The following is a 20,999-nucleotide window of genomic DNA, read 5'->3' on the forward strand; positions in this document are numbered from 1 at the left end:
AGGGCCCATGAAAAAGACCAGTTGGGCGATCGCTGCCATTTTGCTCTTGGGCGCGCCAGTAACAGGAGCGATGGCTCAGCCTGACGGCGAGCCGCGCTCAGTGCTGATCGTGCTCGCGCACCCTGACGATGAACTGGTCTTCGCGCCTGCCATCGCGGCGGAAACGCGTGCCGGGTCGCAAGTGCGGCTGCTCTACGCGACCTCCGGGGATGCTGGTCCGGGAGTGAGCGACTTTTCCAAAGGCAACGCGCTGGCGCAGGCGCGCGAAGCCGAGGCGACGTGCGCCGCCGACGCGCTGGGGGCGGAAACCGTCGATTTTCTCCGGCTCGGTGACGGCACGCTGACATCAAGGCCCCGGGCGGATGGCAGCCCGGCGAAGAAACTGCTTGGCATACTGAAGAACGAAATCGTCGATCGCGCCCCGGATATCGTCGTCACATGGGGACCCGACGGAGGCTATGGCCACGGCGACCACCGGATGGTGAGCGCGCTTGTCACTCAATCGATCCAGCAGCGCACCGAAGGCAGCCGGCCAGACCTGCTATTCCCTGCCATGATCCACACCCCTCTGCCTGATGTCCTTCAAGCACAAGGTTGGACAACGACCGCGCCCGATCTGGCGCTTGTCCGCAAGCCATATTCAGATGCCGATCTCGCCGCGGCGGCAGCCGCGACACAGTGTCATAAAACGCAGTTCGATGACGCGACGCGCAGCGCGCTGGTCCCCGGCTTCCATGCTGCTGTGTGGAAGGGTGAAGTGGCTTTCCGCAGCGCTTTCTAGACTGGCGCCGACGGATGGCTGCCGGTCGGTGGAAAAACCGGCAAAAACATTCGAGCGAAGTTTGGTTTCCCCCCTTCCAGCGCCTATATAATCGACATGGACGAAAACATTCCCGACGACAAAGATACGCCGCCCGAAAAAGTCAAACAGATGGGCGAATATGGCGCTGATTCCATCAAGGTTCTCAAGGGGCTGGACGCGGTTCGCAAGCGACCCGGCATGTATATCGGCGACACCGATGACGGGTCGGGGCTCCATCATATGGTGTTCGAGGTGTCCGACAACGCCATCGACGAGGCGTTGGCCGGGCATTGCGACCTTGTCCTGATCGAACTGAACCCCGATGGCAGCGTGTCGGTCGAGGACAATGGCCGCGGCATTCCGGTGGACATGCACAAGGAAGAGGGTGTGTCCGCCGCCGAGGTCATCATGACCCAGCTGCACGCTGGCGGGAAATTCGAAAACACCTCCGACGACAACGCCTACAAGGTGTCTGGCGGCCTCCACGGAGTGGGCGTATCGGTTGTGAACGCGCTTTCCGAATGGCTCGAACTGGTCATCTGGCGCGACGGCAAAGAACACTGGATGCGGTTCGAGCATGGCGACGCGGTGAACAGTCTCGAGGTTAAAGGCCCCGCACCCAAGGTTGAACAGAACCCCGATGACAACGGCTTCAAAAAGGGCACCCGCGTCACTTTCCAGGCGTCGACCGACACGTTCAAGAACGTGACCGAGTTCGATTTCGACAAGCTCGAGCACCGTTACCGCGAACTCGCTTTTCTCAACTCGGGCGTGCGCGTCCTGCTGCGCGACAAGCGGCACGAGGAAGTGCAGGAGCACGATCTCTACTATGAAGGCGGCATCGCCGCGTTCGTCAAATATCTCGACCGGAACAAGGATGCACTGATTGCCGAACCGATCTCGGTTTCGGCCGAGAAGGATGGGATCGGCATCGATGTCGCTCTCGAATGGAATGACAGCTATTACGAGAACGTCCTCACCTTCACGAACAACATCCCGCAACGCGATGGCGGCACGCACCTCGCCGCATTCCGCGCGGCGCTAACACGGACGCTCAATGGCTATGCCGACCGATCGGGGCTGCTCAAAAAGGAGAAGGTCTCGCTTTCGGGTGAAGACATGCGCGAGGGACTGACCGCAATCGTTTCGGTCAAACTGCCCGATCCGAAATTCTCTTCGCAGACCAAGGACAAGCTGGTTTCTTCGGAGGTCCGCCAGCCACTGGAATCGCTGATGAGCGAGAAGATGAACGACTGGCTGGAGGAAAATCCGGCCGACGCGAAAATCATCATCCAGAAGATCATCGACGCCGCCGCCGCGCGCGAGGCTGCAAAGCGTGCACGCGAAATGAGCCGCAAAGGCGCGATGTCGGTCGCCTCCCTCCCCGGCAAGCTCGCCGATTGTCAGGAACGCGACGCGACCAAGGCAGAACTCTTTTTGGTCGAGGGCGATTCTGCAGGCGGTTCGGCCAAACAGGGCCGCGACCGCAAGACGCAGGCCATCCTGCCGCTCAAGGGCAAGATCCTCAACGTCGAACGTGCGCGTTTCGACCGGATCATTTCGTCCAAGGAAGTCGGCACGCTCATCCAGGCGATGGGAACCGGGATCAGGGACGAATTCGATCTCGAAAAACTGCGCTATCACAAGATCGTCATCATGACCGACGCCGATGTCGACGGTGCGCATATTCGCACGCTGCTGCTCACGTTCTTCCATCGCCAGATGCCGGAAATCGTGAAAGCCGGACACCTCTTCATTGCGCAGCCGCCTTTGTTCAAGGTTTCGAAGGGACGCAGCGAAGTCTATCTGAAAGACCAGCCTGCTCTCGATCGCTACCTTGTAGATGCCGGGCTTTCCGGCCGCGTCCTCGAAACCGCAACCGGAGCGCGTTCAGGCGACGACTTGCACGGCCTTGTCGAACACGCCCTGAGGATCCGCAATCTGATCGCCTTTGTCCCGCGTAAATACGATGTCGCGATTGTGGAGCAGATGGCGCTCTCCGGCGCGCTCGATCCAGCCTTGGACCAGGCAACACGCAAAGCGGCACTCGATTTGACAGCGCAGCGTCTCGCACTGGCTGACGAAGATGCGGATTGGTCCGCCGATCTGCGCGCGGACGGATCCCTCATGTTCAAGCGTATCTGGCGCGGCGTGACCGATGCCCACGAAATCGAGGCGAAATTCCTCGACAGCGCCGAAGCGCGCAAGCTGCACTCGCTGGCAGCGCAGCATGCAGAGGTTTACGCCCAGGCGGCCAAGCTGGTGAAGGCAAAGGCCGTGGAAGCAGAAGAACCGGCGGTTGCCGAGGAAGAAGAGGAGGTCATCGCCGCCAGCGCCGAAGACGCCATCTTCCGGCCAACCGAGCTGCTCGACAACGTTCTGGCAGCGGGCCGCAAGGGTCTGGCGATTGCCCGCTACAAGGGTCTCGGTGAGATGAACGCGGAACAGCTTTGGGAAACAACGCTCGATCCAGAGGCCCGCATTCTTCTGCAGGTCAAGGTCGAGGATGCCGATGTGACGGACGAAATCTTCACCCGTCTGATGGGCGATGTGGTGGAGCCGCGCCGGGAATTCATTCAGGACAACGCGCTCAACGTCGCGAATCTGGACGTTTAGCGCCCGCCGGGGCCCGAGTTGATAAGTCGCTTTGACGCTTGATGTTTGGACTCTATGGTCCGACATCGAGCGTCATGACCACTGAATCACACCATACCAGCGAACTCCAGCAGGTCAGTTTCCTGCTTGTGCTGGCGGCTGTCACGTTCCTGCTGATCTGGATTTCGTGGCCGTTCGCCACACCGCTCCTTTGGTCTGCCTTGGCAGCGATCATGTTCCAGCCGCTCTACAAATGGGCTCTGAAGAAATGCCGCGGGAGACGCAATCCGGCGGCGCTTCTCTCGCTCATGGTCATCCTGCTCGCGGTCATCCTCCCGGCTTTATGGATAGGGACGCTGGTGGTTCGCGAGGCATTGGCGGTGATCGCCGCGCTTCAAGAGGATCCGATCGACCTCGCTGCGATGGCGAGCGACATTTATGCGATGCTCCCTACCACGCTCCAGGAAATGGTCGACCGCAGCGGCTGGAACGACATGACCGAGGCGCAAACTCGGCTGCAGGAGATCCTCGGCGAAAGCGCCGGCATGCTCGCCAGCGAAGCTGTGTCGATCGGCAGCGGAGCGCTGGGCTTCGTCCTCAGCTTCGGTCTGGCGCTTTATGTCACATACTTCCTGCTCCGCGACGGATCGCGCATTGGGGAGACAATCCTTCATTCCGCGCCGATCGAGCGTGAGATTGCCGATCGCCTCGCCGAACGTTTCCTCGGGATTGTGCGCGCCACGATCAAGGGGTCCGGCGTCGTCGGTCTTGTCCAAGGGACACTCGGCGGGATTACCATGGCGATTGTCGGCATGCAGTCTGCGCTGCTTCTGGGCGTGTTGATGGCGATACTCGCCCTGATCCCGGCAGTCGGCACGGCGCTCGTGTGGGGCCCGGTGGGGATCTGGCTGCTCGTGACCGGATCGATCTGGGAGGGCGTGTTCGTTCTGGGCGCGGGGTTTATCGTGATAAGTTCGGCCGACAACGTGCTTCGCCCGATACTCGTTGGGCGCGATACCGGCATTCCTGACTGGATCATCCTTGTGACCACTCTGGGAGGGCTTTCGATTGCGGGCTTCTCCGGCATCGTGCTCGGTCCGCTGGTTGCAGGCCTGTTCCTGGCCAGCTGGTCCATCCTTCAGGAACAGCGTGCTGAAGACGAAGAAGCGGCTGCACGATACCGGACCCGAGTGGGCGTCGACGGCAAGGCGCGGCCTGATACCGACGACCCGGAAGATCCCGAGCCTGTCCGGCAGCACGAGGACGCCTGAGCGATGCAATCGCTGGTGGAACCGGGCAGTCAGGCCGAACAAGTCGGCAGGCTGCTGCTTGCGGTCGCGATCGTGCTTTTCCTGCCAGCACTCCCTTTCGGAAATTACCTGATCTACCCTTTCGTCATCCTGACGACGTGGTTTCACGAAATGGGGCACGGCCTGACCGCGCTCGCTCTTGGGCAGGAGTTTGTCAGGCTCATGATCTTTGCGAACGGTTCCGGCGTCGCGGAAAGCATGGTTTCGTCAGACGCCTCGGTCTTTACACGAGCGGCAATCGCCGCAGGCGGTCCGCTTGCGCCGAGCTTCGTCGGGGCGGGCCTCATCATGACGAGCGCCCATCCCAGACTGTGGCGCCCCATGCTGTGGGCCGTCGCCGGGGCCATCCTGGTCTCCGTCATCATCTATGTCCGCTCGGTTGTCGGCTACGCCGTTCTGCCATCCGTCGGCGCTGTCCTGGCGGCGATCGCCTGGCGCGCCCGCGCAGAATTTGTGCGCTTCACGCTTCAGTTCATCGGAATTCTGGCGGCGATGAGCATGATATCCGACTTCGACTATCTCTTCACCGAAGTGGCAGTGATCGATGGTAATCGCATCCTGTCGGATACGGGCCAGATCGAAGCTGCCCTCGCCCTGCCGCATTGGATCTGGGCCACGCTGCTGCTGCTCACGTCGGCCACCATGGTCGGCGCCAGCCTGAAATATGCCTTGAACGAAAGGCGGGTCCAGGCGCGCGAGCCGAAACGGCCAGCCAATGTACTCCAGTTCAAGCGAAAGCGCTGACACGCTGGTTTTTAAAGGCCAAGCGAAAATGATAATCGGCGGAGCGACGCGGCCTCGCTAGCCTGCCGCCATGACCAGCACATCTGCCGACCAGTCACTGCACGCTCTCGCGGATCGCATTGCGATTGAGGAAGTGCTCGCGCGGTATTGCCGCGGCATCGACCGCTGCGATGCGGATGAACTGGCTCGGGTCTTCACCGACGATGCGGAGATCGATTATGGCGATGGTCCGAAACCGGTCGACGCCACGATCGACGGGTTGATGGCGGGGCTCGGCGCCATGCGCCTGACGCAGCACAATATCGGCAATGTGCTCTGCGATGTTGACGGCGATGCGGCGCGCGCCGAAACCTATTGCGTGGCGCTCCACATCCTGCCCGGCACGGATGGCGAACCCGATGTCGAGCTTGTTGTCGGTGGCCGATATCTCGATCGCCTTGTGAAAAGCGACGGGCGCTGGCGCATCGCCAACCGCATTTACATCATGGACTGGAACCGCCAGCAGGCCTCGACCATGCAGCATCGCGGCGGCCTGTTCGATACGTTGAACCGCCATGGCGCGCGAGCGCCTGGCGATCCATCCTACGACTGGTGGGCGAGTGAAAGCTAGGTCGCGATGCGGATCGTGTTGATCCCGGCCGCCTCTCCGCCCGCTTCCACCGAAAGGCCGATGAAGATCGTATCGATGATCCGCGCCAGCTTTTCCTCGGTCAGTTTATCGCCGAGATAGATCAGCGAATCCGGGATTGTGTAGTTCGACACCATCTGGTTGATGAGCGATAGCGCCTCGTCAATTTCGAGCCCGGCGAAATATCCCTCAGCCTGCGCCTCGGCGATGAGCTCGCATTGATAATGATCGGCGAGGTCGACATAGGACCTGACCCGCTCGAAATTGGCGGCGCCCATCTCGCAGATATTGGTGAAAAACTCCGGGTCGTCACGGAACCGGTCGCGCGAAATGATAAAGCGGCGCCGGAAAAACTCGTAAAGTTTGCGATTGGGCGGCAGATCGGTCGCGAGGACTTCTTCCATCGCCACCATATGGGGCCTGAGCCAGCTTTGTGCGATCGCATCGAACATGTCGTCGTAATCGGTGAAGATCTGTTCGAACCGCGCGCGCGATACGCCGCTCTCGGCGATGGCAGCCGGATAGGGGACTTCGGCGCCGCGCTCCTTCACCAGATCGAGAACAAGCTCCGCGATCCGCGCTCGCTCGCTCTCTCTTGTCTGTTCGCTCAAAACCATTTGCGACGCGACCTCCTCCGTCACGCGTAAATAGGACACAATGGTGCCTGCTTAAAGGTTTTTGGCTCACAAAAATTGTGCGACGCAGCGACGCGCTGCGTCAGCCTGTCCGATCAGTCCGCGGTTTTCGGAGGCATGGGGACAAATGCCGAGGTGCGCCGCTTGTAATCGGCGTATTTGTCGCCCTTGGATTTATCCATCCCTTTTTCCAACAACGTCACCCCCGACCATTTTGTCAGAGTGAATGTGAGGAAAATCTGACCTATCACGGTGTAGAGCGCGTATTCCCAACCGGCGCTCGCGCAGACCAGCCAGATGCCCCACCAGGCCATGAAATCGCCGAAGTAATTCGGGTGGCGAGTATAGCGCCACAGGCCCGTATCAAGCACCTTGCCATCATTTTCGGGATTGTTCTTGAAGCGGGTCAGCTGCCAGTCGCCAACCCATTCGAAAAAGATGCCGATCAAAAAGACGGCAACCCCAGCATAGGCGAGCGCGGTGATCGGCGCGGGCGCTTCGCTTGCGAGAATGCCGACCTGCGCCGGGCTCGATACCGCAAACAGCAGAACTGCCTGGCCAAGCCAGACCTTGGTCAGCGCGGCGATGACGAAATTGCCTTTCTCGCGGTCCTTCTTGAGGATCATCTTGTAGCGTTTGTCTTCGCCATGTTTCCACCAGCGCGCGAACAGATAGATGCCGAGGCGGAAGCCCCAGGCCGCCGTCATCGCCAGCAGCAAGGTCGCGAGCGGCCCCGGTTCATCGAGTTGTATCCAGCTGACGAGCGCCATCACACCCATCCCCGCGCCCCAGAACGCATCGACGAACGAGACGTCATTGATCCGCACGGAAATAACCCATTGGATCAGCACCAGCACGACCAGAACCGCGGCATTGATCGCCAAAGCTTCAAACATCGTTCCTGCCTTCGATAATTGCCTTTGCCTGAGCTTCGAGCACCTTGAACCGGTCGTAATCGGGCATTTGGGAGCGGAACCATTGCGCCAGTTTCAGCAGGTCCTCACCATAATTCCCGGACGGGATCAGCGGTTCACCGAACCCGATGATCATGTTCTCGTTATCCGCGTAGGCGGGAACGATCGGAACTGCCGCAGCCTGCGCGATATTGTAGAACCCTGACCGCCATTTGCCATCGGAGGAGCGCGTCCCTTCGGCCGCCATTACGAGAGCAAGCTCCTTGCGCCGCTCGAATTCGGCCTTCATCTGATCGACCGTGTTGGCCTTCTTCGTGCGGTCGACCGATATACCGCCCATGTCGAGCATGAAGTTGCGCATCATCCCTTGAAACAAGGTGTGCTTGCCCATGAAATTGGGCTGCACCTGTTCATGGTGCGTGGCGCCTGCGAAGAACACGAAGTCCCAGTTGGACGTGTGCGGCGCGCCGGCGATCACGTATTTCTTGAGATGCTTCGGAAGGTGCCCTTCGATCTTCCATCCCTTCCAGCGATACAGGAACAGGATGATGCGGTTCACGATCCGCGAAAGCAGCGTGACGTTGCGGGTTTCATTGTGTCGCAAGTGTTTTCTCTCTCCCCCGAAGCGTTCTGACTAGCAGTTACGCAAGGGAATGCGAGGGGGTTTCATGCGATCAATCGATTGGCGTTCATCCGCCGATCTCGGCTATCAGTTCGCCCAGCGCCCAGAAACCAAACAGGACCAAAGGCAGCAGCATCGCTCCCAACCCGACAGCCGCGCGCCATCTTCCGGGACTGAGCCATTGTGCACGGCGCGCGGTATGCAAGAACACGACACCCGCAGGCAGGCTGAATGCCAATGCGGTCACGAGCCCCGGCTGGTAGCTTTGCATCCAAAGCGCGCCTGCAAGATGTGGGACGACCGCATTTGCCGCCATCATGGTGGCGATGACACAGCTCATGAAAACGAGCCCCGGGGCCGCATTGCGGCGCGCTCTCAAGAGAACCAGTGCAGGGATGAACGTGAACAGGGCAAGCCCTGCGTAAATGCGGCCAGGTGACGGAATTGCGATAGAAAACCCGGTCGCATTCGCCAAATCTGTGGGCGCCGACGGATAGATCGCGAGCGCAATCGCCTCCTCGGCATTATGAACCAATACCGCCAACAACAATGCGAGGCACCATCCGCGAAAAGCTGCGGCAGGTGTCACATCCTGAACACGCCAAACGCGGGCCGCTCCGCAATCGGCGCCTCCAGCGTCGCGGCGAAGGCCAGCCCCAGCACGTCGCGGGTCTGCACCGGGTCGATCACGCCGTCGTCCCACAGCCGCGCGGTGGCGTAATAGGGATTGCCTTCGTCTTCGTATTTCTGACGGATCGGAGCCTTGAAGGCCTCGGCCTCTTCCTCGGTCCAAGTGCCGGCATCGCGGTGGACGGTCGCGAGCACGCTGGCGGCCTGTTCGCCGCCCATCACGCTGATGCGGGCATTGGGCCAGGTGAACAGGAAGCGCGGCGAGTAAGCGCGGCCCGCCATGCCGTAATTGCCCGCGCCAAAGCTGCCGCCGATCACGACAGTGATTTTAGGCACAGTCGCGGTCGCAACTGCCGTAACCAGCTTTGCGCCATGCTTGGCGATGCCTTCGGCCTCGTACTTCCCGCCGACCATGAAGCCCGAGATGTTCTGCAGGAAGAGCAGCGGTATGCGGCGCTGGCAGGCGAGCTCGATAAAATGCGCGCCTTTCTGCGCGCTTTCGGAAAACAGCACGCCGTTGTTTGCAAGGATCGCCACCGGCATTCCCCAGATATGGGCGAAGCCGCACACAAGAGTGCTGCCGTAATGTTGTTTGAACTCGTGGAACTCGGAGCCGTCGACCAGCCGCGCAATCACTTCCTTCACGTCATAGGGCGCGCGCACATCGTCGGGCACGATGGCGTAGAGATCGTCCGCATCGAACTTAGGCGGGCGCGGGTCTTTGAGCGCGATGTCTTTCGCCGCACCCGTGTTCTCGCCAAGGTGCGAGACGATATCGCGCACGATGGTGAGCGCGTGCTCGTCATTTTCGGCCAAGTGATCGACCACGCCCGATTTCTTGGCGTGGAGGTCGCCGCCGCCCAGATCCTCGGCGCTGATTTCCTCGCCCGTCGCGGCTTTCACCAGCGGCGGGCCGGCGAGGAAGATCGTCCCCTGATTGCGCACGATCACCGTCTCGTCCGACATGGCGGGCACATAAGCGCCGCCCGCGGTGCACGAACCCATCACGCAGGCGATCTGCGGAATGCCGAGCGCCGACATGTTCGCCTGATTGAAGAAGATGCGCCCGAAATGATCGCGGTCAGGGAAGACCTCGGCCTGATGCGGCAGGTTCGCGCCGCCGCTATCGACCAGATAGATGCACGGCAGCCGGTTTTCCTGCGCAATCTCCTGCGCGCGCAGGTGCTTCTTCACCGTCATCGGATAGTAGGTGCCGCCTTTCACCGTGGCATCATTGCACACGATCATCACCTGACGGCCCGAGACGCGCCCGATCCCGCAGATCAGCGAGGCGCCATTGATGTCGCCCTCATACATGCCGTTCGCCGCAAGCTGCCCGATTTCGAGAAAAGGGGAGCCCGGATCGAGCAGACGCTCCACCCGCTCACGCGGAAGCAGCTTGCCGCGCGATACATGCCGCTCGCGCGAGCGCTCCGGCCCGCCGAGCGCGGCTTCGGCGACGGCAGCGCGCAGGTCGGTCGCGAGCTCCTTGTTATGCGCAAACCGCGCCTTGGCGTCGGGTGCTTCGCGGTCGAGCTTCGAGGTGAGAACAGACGCGCTCACCCCGCCGCCCCGATCAACTCGCGGCCGATCAGCATGCGGCGGATCTCGTTCGTGCCTGCGCCGATATCGAGCAGCTTCGCATCGCGCATATAGCGCTCCACCGGCCAGTCGAGTGTGTAGCCCGCGCCGCCCAGCGCCTGCACGCTCTCGGCTGCGACACGGAATGCGTTCTCGCTTGAGAGCAGGATCACGCCCGCCGCATCGAAGCGCGTCGTATTGCCCGCATCGCAGGCCTTGGCCACTGCATAAGTGTATGCGCGGGCCGATTGCAGCGCGACATACATGTCAGCGACTTTCGCTTGCATCAGCTGGAAGCTGCCGATGGGTTTGCCGAATTGCTTGCGTTCGCGCAGATACGGGATGACCGTGTCGAGACACGCCTGCATGATCCCTAACTGCAATCCGGCGAGCACCACGCGCTCGTAATCGAGTCCGCTCATCAACACGCCCACGCCGCCATTGACCGGCCCCATCACACGGTCTTCGGGGATATGGCAGTCATCGAACACCAGCTCTGCCGTGGGCGAGCCCTTCATCCCGACCTTCTCGATCTTCTGCCCGATTGAAAACCCTTCGTCGCCTTTTTCGATGAGGAAGGCGGTGATGCCGCGTGATCCGGCCTGCCCGTCGGTCTTCGCGTAAACCACCAGCGTATCGGCTTCCGGAGCGTTGGTGATCCAGAACTTGGTGCCATTGAGGACGTACCCGCCCTGAACGGCTTCGGCCTTGAGCTTCATCGAAACCACGTCCGAACCGGCGCCCGCCTCGCTCATCGCCAGCGACCCGACATGCTCGCCGGAGATGAGGCCGGGCAGGTATTTCGCCTTCTGCTCATCATTGCCCCAGCGGCGGATCTGGTTGAGGCACAGGTTCGAATGCGCCCCGTAGGAGAGGCCCAGCGAAGCGCTGGCGCGGCTTACTTCTTCTACGGCAATGACGTGTTCGAGATAGCCGAGGCCCAGCCCGCCATCTTCCTGCTCAACGGTGATCCCGTGGAGGCCAAGCTCGCCCATCGGCTGCCACAGTTCGCGCGGAAACCAGTCTTCGCGGTCGATCTTCGCGGCAAGCGGCGCGATCTGTTCGTCGGCAAACCGGCCGACACTGTCGCGGATCATTGCGGCGCTTTCGCCCAGCTGGAAATCGAATTCAGGGGTTGCTCGCATGTGAGATATGTCCGTTCGTTGCTCGTGTGCGCCGCCTGTTCGGAACGATCGGTGCGGCGGTTGATAATTGCTATGCAGCGGCCTTAGCAACGCGGCTCGAAAACGCCAACGCCCTGAAACACCGCGGTGTTGTACGAGGGGCTTCCGTCCGTTTTGACGGGAACACTTGTTGCTGTATGGCGAGCGCGAAACAAGGCCGAAAGGCATGACATACTGACCTGTTCCGAAACCAAGACCTGGCCGACCGGCACCGCGCCTGCGCGTGAATTCTGCGCCGAGGACAAGCGACTCACGGTCTTGGCAAGCTACGGCATGGATACGCTTGACGGTGACGAGGAGTTGGCCCGCACCGCTGCCTTCGCGGCAAAACTCTGCGCGGCGCCGATAGCGCTGGTCAGCATCGTCGAGAAGGATCGCCAGCGCTTCCTCGCCCGGACCGGGCTGGAAGATACCGAGACCCCGCGCGAATGGAGCTTTTGCGCACACGCGATGATCGGCGGCACCGCGACGATCATTCGCGATGCCCGCGAGCATCCGACCTTTTCCGATAATCCGCTGGTGACGGGTGCTCCCCATGTGCGCTTCTATGCTGGCATTCCGCTCATCAGCAGTGAAGGTGCGCCGCTCGGCACCTTGTGCGTGATCGACACCGATGCGCGGCCCGAAGGGCTCGACGCGTTTCAGATCGAAGGTCTGGAGGTTCTCGCAATGGCCGTGCGCAGGCGGCTCGATGCTCACCGTGAATTTGGACGCGCTTCCGAAGAGATCGAAGAGAGCACGGGGCGCGTCAAATTCGTCCTTGATTCGATGCCGGATATCGCCTGGTCATCGGCAGCAGGCGGCGTGTTCGATTATTTCAACGCGCGCTGGGAGGAGATAACCGGACTCTCGCGGCCCAAGAGTGTCGACGATTGGCGAGAAGCCATTCATCCCGATGATTACGACCGGACATCGGAAAAATTCGCCGAGGCTTTGCGGAACGCTGAAATGTTCGAAGACGAATGGCGCATGCTCCATGCCGACGGCAGCTATCGCTGGACCTTGTCGCGGGCGATACCTTCGACCGGCGATCCCAAAACGGCCCGCTGGTTCGGTACGCTCACAGATATCGATGACGCTCATCGCATGTCGGAAGAACGCGAACTGCTCGCTGGAGAGTTGGCGCACCGGATCAAAAACATCTTTTCGGTCGTGATCGGCCTTATCTCGCTGCGGTCACGTGGTGATGAAGTGTTGAAAGTGTTCGGCGACGTGCTGGCGGAGAATATCCGGGCCCTTTCGCGGGCGCAGGAATATGCCCTGAGGGTCGAAAACCCCGCCGACAGCGATCTTCACGGCCTGCTGGCCGCTCTGATGGAACCATATGGAGCCGGCAATCAGGACACGATCGTCATCACAGGCGACCACGCCGTGGTTGGCGCGCGCGCGACAACCCCGCTTGCTTTGGTATTTCACGAACTCGCCACCAATTCTGCCAAATATGGTGCACTAAGCGTCCGCGAGGGCAGGCTGTCGGTGTCCATCAAACGATCGGAGACTGACATCGCCATAGGCTGGGTCGAAACCGGCGGGCCTCAAGCTGTTGCTCCGGACAGGACAGGCTTCGGCTCTCGTCTGCTGATGGCAACGATCAACAACCAGCTTGGCGGCTCGATCGAGCAGGATTGGCGCGACGAAGGCCTGACCGTGCTCATCACGTTGCCCACCGCGCGACTGGCCGAATAGGGCAGCGATCGTTATCGCTGCTGCAACATGAGTGCGCCCGATCCGTCAAAAAACCCCATCCTGACCTTCGACCGCGTCGAACGCCGATATGGCGATGATGACGAGATCATCGCTGTCGGCGGCGTGGATTGCTCGATCGAGGCGCGGAGTTTCGTGGCCCTGGTCGGCGCATCGGGCTCCGGCAAATCGACGCTGCTCAAGATGGTGAACACGCTGGTCACGCCGACCGCAGGGCGAGTGCTGTTTGCCGGCGAAGACGTTACGACACAGGGCCAGTCCCAGCTGCGCCGCCGCGTCGGCTACGTTTTTCAGGGCATCGGGCTGTTTCCCCATTTCAGCGTCGGCGAGAACATCGCCATCGGTCCGCGCCTTGCAGGCGAAACGCTTTCATCCGAGCGGATTGGGGAACTGCTCAGCCTGGTCGAGCTGGAACCAGACATGGCCAGCCGTGTGCCCGACGAGCTTTCCGGAGGACAGCGTCAGAGGGTCGGTGTGGCCCGGGCGCTGGCGGGCGATCCCGAGCTTCTCTTGATGGACGAACCGTTCGGCGCGCTTGACCCGATTACCCGCGATGCCTTGGGAGAGAAGGTGCGCGAACTGCACGAAAAGCTCGGCCTGACGACGGTGATGGTAACGCACGACATGGCCGAGGCGCTCCTCCTCGCCGACCGCGTACTGGTCATGGATGCAGGGCAATTGGTTGCCGATGCAACCCCGCGTGAATTGCTGATGGGGGACGGAGGGGACATCGCGCAAGGCCTCGTTTCGGTGCCCCGGCAGCAAGCTGAAAAGCTTGCAGCGATGGAAGGACGTCTCGCCTGATGGAAAGCTTCGCGGACATCCTGCTGGGCCTCGGCGACAAGCTGGCTGCGCACGTGGTGCTCGCCGCCAGCGCGATCGCTCTCGGCATTGGGGTCGCGCTGCCACTTGCGGTCTGGGCCAGCCGGTCCGCGGCCGTTAGCCGGGTTGCTCTGGGCTTTGCCAGCCTGGTCCAGACCATACCTGCGCTTGCGCTATTGGCGCTGTTCTTCCCGATCCTGCTGTCGCTTCGCGCGGTGTTCGGGGAGGGACTGCCGACGCTCGGCTTTCTGCCCGCGCTGCTTGCACTGGCGCTTTATGCGCTGCTGCCGATCCTGCGCAACGCAGTGACCGCGCAGGCCAATCTCGATCCCGGTGTACTGGAAGCCGCTGATGGCGTCGGAATGACAGGCTGGCAAAAATTGCGGCTCGTCGAAGCCCCGTTGTCAGCTCCGTTCATCATGGCGGGCATTCGCACAGCGAGCGTGTGGACGATCGGCGCAGCGACTCTCTCGACGACGATTGGCCAGCCAAGTCTTGGCGATCCGATCTTCGCCGGGCTGCAAACACAGAACTGGGCGCTGGTGCTGGCGGGGTGTTTCGCGAGTGCGGGGCTGGCGCTTGTCACGGACCTGCTGCTTGGTCTGATAGAACGCGGCCTGGCAGACCGGAAACGCTGGCAATGGGCCGGGGGCATGCTTGCCGTGGTGCTAGGGTTATCGGCAGCGCTCGCCTATCAGTCCGGCGGAAAGAATGACGACGCGATCGTCATCGCGTCCAAGCAATTCTCCGAGCAATACATCCTCGCCCAGCTGATCGGATCGCAACTTGAACAAGCGGGCTACGAGGTGGAATATCGCGACGGCCTTGGATCGGCAGTGGTGCATAATGCGGTCACCTCTTCGGCCATCGACATTTCGGTCGATTACACCGGCACGATCTGGACCAACAATCTCAAGCGCACCGACAATCCGGGCCGCGATGCGATGTATGAAACGATCAGGCAGTGGGAAGCCGAAGAGCACGGCGTCCGCGTTCTGGGTCGGCTCGGTTTCGAGAATGCCTACGCCTTCGCGATGCGCGAAGACCGCGCCGACGCACTGGGCGTGGCGACACTCGATGATCTCGTACCCGTGGCGGGGCAGCTGACAGTTGGCGGCGATCCGGAATTTTTCGAACGGCCCGAATGGGACGCAGTGCGCGAAGCCTATGGGATGAGGTTCGGCGAGACCCGCAATTTCTCGCCGACATTCATGTACAATGCGCTGCGTTCCGGTGCAGCCGATGTGATCAGCGCTTACACGTCGGATGGGCGGATTGCGGCTGACAGGCTGGTTGTTCTCGAAGACCCGCGCGAGGCTCTCCCATCCTACGATGCGATGGTGATGATGTCCCCGCGTATTGCCGGAGACGAAGATGTCGCGGCCGCACTCCAACCGCTCATCGGGGCCATCAGCGTGGAGGCGATGCGCGAAGCAAACTTCGCGGTAGACCGAGAAGGCGAAGGCAAGCTCAGCCCGAAGGCAGCGGCTGCCGACCTCGCTGCGCGGATCGGTCTTTAGAAACGGCTATCTCGCCCGGCGCCAGAACTGGGTCTGGCAGAAGGGGCCGATGCAGCCCTTCACTTCAAGAGTGTCCGCGTTCTTGCGCCGCACGACCGAGCGGTAATCCTTGCCGGATTTGGGATCATAGATCCGCCCGCGCCAGAGGTCTCGATCTTCCGTGAATTTGAACAGCACCGGCAGGCCGAGCAGCTTGCGGGTCTGCAGGCGCGGGTCCGGATTGTTGATGTCGCGCTGATCGACGCCATCTGGCGGGGGGACCAGAAATTTCGCGATGCGCCCGCAAGTGCTCTCGCCGCATTTGCCGATGCTGACCACCGCATCCTTTTCGGCGGTAACCCAGCGCCCTGCGATGGAATCCGCAGCGAGTGCAGGCGTCGAAATCGTGGCGAGCGCCGCTGTCAGCGTGGCGGCGGCGGCAAGGCGCATGGTCATCTCATTCTCCAGGTCGATCGCTCGATATTCGTCCGCGCCAGCTGCAAGGTTACAGTGCTCAATCGAACCCTTCACCGCGCGGCCACCTGCGTCCGCACACACCCAGAACCTTGAACAGGACGCCCATCTGGTCGTCTTCGACGAGGCGATCACGCTGGCGTTGAAACTGGTCGGACATTTTCGGCGACTTGCGTTTCAGGGCCTCCAGCCGCGTATCGATGTGCAATTGCCTCAGCCACTCGCCCTGCATTTGCAGACCCATCACTTCTGCGCCGTTCTTTTCCGCGACTTCCTGCAACATCTCGAAATCGACATGGGCCGTTAGGTCAGCCTCACCAGGAGCCTCGAACGGATCGACCTTCTTGTGATCCTTCAGCGCCTGCAGGGTCGATCCGGCCCGCAGTTCGCTGGGGCCGTAATCAATGATCAGCGCGGCCCCGCCCTGATTGGCAAGACGCTGAGCGATCTCCGCCATGATCGTGGCGGCCGCCGGACTGGTTTCGATCATCGAGCCTTGCGAAGCGCTTTTCCAGCTCGTCGGGACGATCGAATCCATCGGCTTGTCACCGGCAACGAACGCCAGCGCGTCGCCTTCCAGCCCGACCAGGCGTTCGTGCCAGCCACTGGCAGACCGCACCAGTTGATGGATCGGGAGCGCATCGAAAAACTCGTTGGCGACGATCAGCAGCGGGCGGTCTTCAGGAAGGGTCGAAAGGTCATTGTGAAACCGGACCGCAGGCACCGCCTGGCGCTGAACCTTGCGCAGCGCGAGCGAGCCCTCGACGAAGTGAATGTGCGGATCGAACCCGTATTTACCTGCCGTCTTGAGCACGTCCGTGGCGAGCGTACCGCGGCCCGGGCCCAATTCGACGTAGTGAATATTGTCAGATGCGCCCATTTTGACCCAGATATCGGCGATCCACAAGCCGACGAGCTCTCCGAACATCTGGCTGATTTCGGGTGCAGTTATGAAATCGCCTTCATCGCCGAGAGGGTCGCGGCTGTCGTAATAGCGCGCATTGCTCTCGCCCATATACTGCGCGAGGCTGATCGGACCGGTTTCGCGGATTAGGCGGCGGAATGTCTGGCCGAGATCGGCCGCCTTGGCCCGTGCGGCAGCTTCTTCAGCGGCTTTTTTCTCAGCTTCGGCCTTGGCCTTTTGCTCTGCGTCCTTCTTGGCTTTTGCTTCGGCTTCTTTCTTGGCTTTGGCCTCAGCCTCTGCCTTCGCCTTCTTTTCCGCTTCTAGCTTGGCCTTCTTTTCAGCCTCGGCCTTGGCCGCGGCCTCAGCCTCCTTTGCCGCTTTGGCCTCTGCTTCCTTCTTGGCCCGAGCGGCATCTTCCGCTGCGGCTTTCGCCTCCGCTTCTTTTTTCGCCTTCGCTTCGGCCTCGCGCCGCGCCTTTTCCTCGGCTTTGGCTTTTTTCTCTGCGTCCGCTTTTGCCTTTGCCGCGGCTTCTGCTTGCGCTTTCTTTTCGGCTTCGGCCTTGGCTTTAGCCTCGGCTTCGGCTCGTGCTTTTTCCTCTGCTTCCGCCTTGGCCTTTGCTTCGGCCGCGGCTTTTGCCTTGGCCGCTGCTTCGGCTTTGGCTTTCTTCTCCGCCTCCAGCTTTGCCTCAGCTTCTCGTTTCGCTTCCGCTTCAGCCTCGCGCCGCGCCTTCTCTTCGGCCTTCGCTTTAGCCGCTGCTTCGGCTCTTGCCTTCTTCTCCGCCTCGGCCTTGGCCTTGGCCGCTTTGTGTTTTTCGAGTTCAGCTTTCCTCGCGGCTTCCGCTCGTGCCTTGGCCTCGGCTTCCTCCTTCGCTTTCGCCTCGGCCGCCGCTTTCCTCTGTTTCTCCGCTTCCGCTTTTGCTCTCGCCTCTTCCTCGGCTTTAGCCTTCTTTTCGGTGGCGAGCTTGATCGCAGCTTCTTCTCGAGCCTCTTTCTCGGCCGCCGCCTGCGCGGCAGCGGGATCGATCACGGTCATGTCGGCAAGCATCGCCGCAGCCGGAACCTCGGTTTCGGTTCCGTCCGGTTCGATCAGTCGAAGTGCGGGCGGGTTCCAAGCCCTGCCCTCATCGTTCAGGCGGTCTGTGTGCTGCTCACGCTGCCGGTTCCCACCGGCTTCCTCGTCACGGCGTAAAGCGTTACAATCAACCCAATCAAGATTAGCGGTATTGTCAGCCATTGCCCCATCGATAGCCCGGTTCGGGCTGCAAATTCCGCAAGTTGAGTATCAGGTTCGCGGAAAAATTCGTTAACAAAGCGGGCGAGCCCCATTCCCAGTGTGAACACACCAACCAGCAAGCCCGGTCGATAGCGCGCCTTTGTCTTCCAGAACAAGAGCATGAGCACAACCAGCAGTGCCAATCCTTCGAGACCGGCCTGATACAGCTGACTTGGATGGCGCGCGATATCGCCCGCACGCGGATCGGGAAACACCATCGCCCACGCCACATCGGTGGGTCGTCCCCACAACTCGCCATTGTTGAAGTTCGCCAGGCGTCCCAGCATCATGCCCAGTGGGACATTGACAGCGATGTAGTCGCAGACCCGCAGGAAAGAGAGATTGCCGCGCCGCGTAACCCAAGCAATCGCGACCAGCACGCCGACCAGCCCTCCGTGAAAGCTCATCCCGCCTTCCCACAGCTTGAGCACGTCGAGCGGATTGTCCCAAAGGCCCGGCTGATAGAAGATAGCATAACCCAGACGCCCGCCTAGGATCACGCCAAGGGTGCAATAGAAGAAAAGGTCATCGGCATGGCGCTGTGCCAGTGGCGCGCCCGGCTGTTTGATCATTTTCGAAAGGTGCCAGTAGGCGAAAATTACGCCGATGAGATAGGCGAGGGAATAGAACCGAAGCGTGAAGAACCCGAGATCGATGCCCGGTCGCAAGCCAAGGTCCGACCAGTAGATTGGATCGGCGACGGCGCCGCTTGCAGCAAGTAGTGACAGCAACAAAGGAACCTCTTAATAGCCGTGGAAAAGCCGCGCGGGCCACCAAGTCGCGCGGCTTGTGGCACAGCGACGCGTTGGGGGGAAGAGCTTTGGGGAAAGCTTACCAAGCGCAGAGCAGTTCCGGAACGAATCGCGCGGCAGCACCATTTCGTGCTTAGACCGGCAAGACACGAGAGAGACCTGAAGGAGAGAATGCCAGTATGCCCACAGAGTTGGACAACGCGCTCGAAACGATCATTGGCGAACTGACCAAGGAAGGTCAGCCATTCATGACCGTGCCCTATGAACGGGACGGAACCGAAATGCCGGCCTTTGCTGCAGCCCCGCCCACCCTTGCGCATTATTTCGCGCACTTTTGCAACGAGCATAAAGATGTGCCGTTCATCGTCGACGGCGAGTTAAGGCTGACTTTCGGCGAGACATACGCGGCGGCGGTTTGCGTGGCCGAGGGTCTTGCGAAGCATCACGGCGTCGAAAAGGGCGACCGGGTCGGGATAGCCGCACGCAATTCGGGCAACTGGATGATCGCCTATATGGGCATCGTCATGGCGGGCGGCTGTGCAACGCTGCTCAACGGCTTCTGGTCGGGTGACGAGCTTGCATACGGCATCCGGCTTGCCGATTGCAAAATGGTGCTTGCCGATGCCGGGCGCGCCAAACGGCTCGACGGAACGGACCATCCGGCCAAGCTGGTATTGTTCGAACACGGTGGCGTCCCGTCGGATGGTCTTTCGAGTATCTGGGCAGAACCGGGCGAAGACAGCCCGTCGGTCGCCATGCAGATGCTCGGCCAGCTGGGCCCCGATGACATAGCAACCATTCTGTACACCTCGGGCTCGACCGGCAATTCCAAGGGAGCGTGGTCGGATCATCGCGGCGTCGTGGCCGGCGTCATGAGCTACGTCAGCCAGAGCGCGATGGCCAAAATATTGCTGGAAAGCAGGGGTGAAAAGCTGGCCGATCAGCCTTGCGCGCTGATTGCTGTGCCGCTGTTCCACGTGACCGGCGAGATACCCTTGTTCCTGCAAAGCTATGCGATTGCTCGCAAGCTTGTCCTGATGCCGAAATGGGACGCGGAAGAAGCGCTCCGGTTGATGCAGAATGAGAAAGTGACTTACTTCGTGGGCGTTCCGCTCATGAGCTATGAAATCGCGACGCATGAGAATCGCGACAAATACGACCTTTCGGCATGCAAAAGCTTCGCGGCGGGCGGCGCACCGCGACCGGTCGAACATGTCAACAAGATCAAGGAAGCGTTTCCGGAAGGGTTTCCGCTGCTCGGCTACGGCTTGACCGAAACGAATGCGGTCGGTTGCGGCAACTTCAACGAAAACTACATGGCGAAACCCGGCTCCACCGGGCGCGCGTCCAAACCCATCGTCGACCTGCGCATTCTCGACGATGACGGAAACGAATTGCCACAGGGCGATGTCGGCGAGGTCTGCATCCGATCGGTCGCAAATTTCCGCGGCTACTGGAACAACGACGAGGCAACGAAAGAAGCCTTTACCGAAAACGGGTTCTTCCGCACTGGCGACCTCGGCTATCTCGACGAAGACGATTACCTCTTCATCGTCGACCGCAAGAAAGACATCATCATTCGCGGCGGCGAGAACATTTCGTGCATCGAAGTCGAAGACGCGATCTATGCGCATGACGATATCGCCGAATGTTCGGTGTTCGGCCTGCCCGATGAACGCATGGGCGAGGTACCGGCAGCGGTTTTCCGCGTGAAGCAAGGCCGCGATCCGATGAGCGCAGGCCAATTGCGCGAATTCCTGCTTGGACAGATCGCGCCCTTCAAAGTCCCGCTGGAAGAACATATCTGGCCGGTAAGCGAAGTCCTGCCGCGCCTCGGCACGCAGAAGATCGATAAGAAAACGCTGCGCGCCCAGTATACCGAGCAGATGGCCTCCGCCTGATCCGGCAATTCGCGCCGCCATCCGGG

18 protein-coding genes are annotated in these 20,999 nt (G+C 61.0%); 9 read left to right on the forward strand and 9 right to left on the reverse strand.

The features are described 5' to 3' along the window. Nucleotides 1-7: 7 nt before the first annotated feature. The 5 genes from KCG45_RS03880 (at nucleotide 8) to KCG45_RS03900 (ending at nucleotide 6,061) form a co-directional block, all read left to right on the forward strand. Complete coding sequence (locus KCG45_RS03880; RefSeq protein WP_218315782.1) at nucleotides 8-781, forward strand: PIG-L family deacetylase; 774 nt, start codon at nucleotides 8-10, stop codon at nucleotides 779-781. A 96-nt stretch (nucleotides 782-877) separates the two neighbouring features. Further along, a complete protein-coding gene (gyrB, locus tag KCG45_RS03885; RefSeq protein ID WP_218315783.1) occupies nucleotides 878-3,418 on the forward strand; it encodes a DNA topoisomerase (ATP-hydrolyzing) subunit B in 2,541 nt (846 codons plus the stop codon). 74 nt (nucleotides 3,419-3,492) lie between these two features. Continuing rightward, nucleotides 3,493-4,668, forward strand: a complete 1,176-nt coding sequence (locus KCG45_RS03890; protein WP_255547936.1) for an AI-2E family transporter — start codon at nucleotides 3,493-3,495, stop codon at nucleotides 4,666-4,668. Nucleotides 4,669-4,671: 3 nt separating this feature from the next. Continuing rightward, entirely contained in the window at nucleotides 4,672-5,451 is a 780-nt protein-coding gene (locus KCG45_RS03895) for a M50 family metallopeptidase (RefSeq protein ID WP_218315785.1), read from the forward strand. 70 nt (nucleotides 5,452-5,521) lie between these two features. Next, nucleotides 5,522-6,061, forward strand: coding sequence for a nuclear transport factor 2 family protein (locus KCG45_RS03900; protein WP_218315786.1), 540 nt, complete (start codon nucleotides 5,522-5,524; stop codon nucleotides 6,059-6,061). Here KCG45_RS03900 and KCG45_RS03905 read toward each other — a convergent pair. From KCG45_RS03905 to KCG45_RS03930, 6 genes are all read right to left on the reverse strand, one after another. Then, entirely contained in the window at nucleotides 6,058-6,696 is a 639-nt protein-coding gene (locus tag KCG45_RS03905) for a TetR/AcrR family transcriptional regulator (RefSeq protein WP_218315787.1), read from the reverse strand. The genes KCG45_RS03900 and KCG45_RS03905 overlap by 4 nt on opposite strands. 113 nt (nucleotides 6,697-6,809) lie before the next feature. Beyond that, nucleotides 6,810-7,610: a DUF1295 domain-containing protein gene (locus KCG45_RS03910; protein ID WP_218315788.1), complete on the reverse strand. Its 801-nt coding sequence runs from the start codon at nucleotides 7,608-7,610 to the stop codon at nucleotides 6,810-6,812. Then, nucleotides 7,603-8,232, reverse strand: coding sequence for a lysophospholipid acyltransferase family protein (locus KCG45_RS03915; protein ID WP_218315789.1), 630 nt, complete (start codon nucleotides 8,230-8,232; stop codon nucleotides 7,603-7,605). Before KCG45_RS03915 ends, KCG45_RS03910 begins: the two co-directional genes overlap by 8 nt. An 85-nt stretch (nucleotides 8,233-8,317) precedes the next feature. Continuing rightward, entirely contained in the window at nucleotides 8,318-8,839 is a 522-nt protein-coding gene (locus tag KCG45_RS03920; RefSeq protein ID WP_218315790.1) for an HXXEE domain-containing protein, read from the reverse strand. Further along, complete coding sequence (locus KCG45_RS03925) at nucleotides 8,836-10,443, reverse strand: carboxyl transferase domain-containing protein (protein ID WP_218315791.1); 1,608 nt, start codon at nucleotides 10,441-10,443, stop codon at nucleotides 8,836-8,838. The genes KCG45_RS03920 and KCG45_RS03925 overlap by 4 nt, the downstream gene beginning before the upstream one ends. Beyond that, nucleotides 10,440-11,606 carry an isovaleryl-CoA dehydrogenase gene (locus tag KCG45_RS03930; RefSeq protein ID WP_218315792.1) on the reverse strand — a complete coding sequence of 389 codons (1,167 nt, stop codon included), beginning with the start codon at nucleotides 11,604-11,606 and terminating at the stop codon, nucleotides 10,440-10,442. The genes KCG45_RS03925 and KCG45_RS03930 overlap by 4 nt, the downstream gene beginning before the upstream one ends. Before the next feature lie 153 nt (nucleotides 11,607-11,759). On the opposite strand from KCG45_RS03930, the gene KCG45_RS03935 reads away from it, so the two are divergent. The 3 genes from KCG45_RS03935 to KCG45_RS03945 are packed head-to-tail and all read left to right on the forward strand — an operon-like array spanning nucleotide 11,760 to nucleotide 15,691. Continuing rightward, a complete protein-coding gene (locus KCG45_RS03935) occupies nucleotides 11,760-13,331 on the forward strand; it encodes a sensor histidine kinase (protein ID WP_255547937.1) in 1,572 nt (523 codons plus the stop codon). 27 nt (nucleotides 13,332-13,358) lie between these two features. Next, a complete protein-coding gene (locus KCG45_RS03940) occupies nucleotides 13,359-14,153 on the forward strand; it encodes an ATP-binding cassette domain-containing protein (protein WP_218315793.1) in 795 nt (264 codons plus the stop codon). Then, nucleotides 14,153-15,691, forward strand: coding sequence for an ABC transporter permease/substrate-binding protein (locus tag KCG45_RS03945; protein ID WP_218315794.1), 1,539 nt, complete (start codon nucleotides 14,153-14,155; stop codon nucleotides 15,689-15,691). The genes KCG45_RS03940 and KCG45_RS03945 overlap by 1 nt, the downstream gene beginning before the upstream one ends. Before the next feature lie 6 nt (nucleotides 15,692-15,697). Here the strand turns inward: KCG45_RS03945 and KCG45_RS03950 are convergent, their stop codons facing one another. The 3 genes from KCG45_RS03950 to lgt are packed head-to-tail and all read right to left on the reverse strand — an operon-like array spanning nucleotide 15,698 to nucleotide 19,051. Continuing rightward, nucleotides 15,698-16,201 carry a DUF2147 domain-containing protein gene (locus KCG45_RS03950; protein ID WP_439648900.1) on the reverse strand — a complete coding sequence of 168 codons (504 nt, stop codon included), beginning with the start codon at nucleotides 16,199-16,201 and terminating at the stop codon, nucleotides 15,698-15,700. Further along, the gene (locus KCG45_RS15590; RefSeq protein ID WP_369410726.1) at nucleotides 16,185-18,281 is read right to left on the reverse strand and encodes a class I SAM-dependent methyltransferase; all 2,097 of its coding nucleotides are present in this window, start codon (nucleotides 18,279-18,281) and stop codon (nucleotides 16,185-16,187) included. Before KCG45_RS15590 ends, KCG45_RS03950 begins: the two co-directional genes overlap by 17 nt. Further along, nucleotides 18,176-19,051, reverse strand: coding sequence for a prolipoprotein diacylglyceryl transferase (gene lgt / locus KCG45_RS03960; protein ID WP_218315795.1), 876 nt, complete (start codon nucleotides 19,049-19,051; stop codon nucleotides 18,176-18,178). Before lgt ends, KCG45_RS15590 begins: the two co-directional genes overlap by 106 nt. Nucleotides 19,052-19,251: 200 nt before the next feature. On the opposite strand from lgt, the gene KCG45_RS03965 reads away from it, so the two are divergent. Continuing rightward, complete coding sequence (locus KCG45_RS03965) at nucleotides 19,252-20,973, forward strand: class I adenylate-forming enzyme family protein (protein ID WP_218315796.1); 1,722 nt, start codon at nucleotides 19,252-19,254, stop codon at nucleotides 20,971-20,973. Nucleotides 20,974-20,999 lie beyond the last annotated feature (26 nt).

Source organism: Erythrobacter ani, from assembly GCF_019204025.1.
Lineage (GTDB): Bacteria > Pseudomonadota > Alphaproteobacteria > Sphingomonadales > Sphingomonadaceae > Erythrobacter > Erythrobacter ani.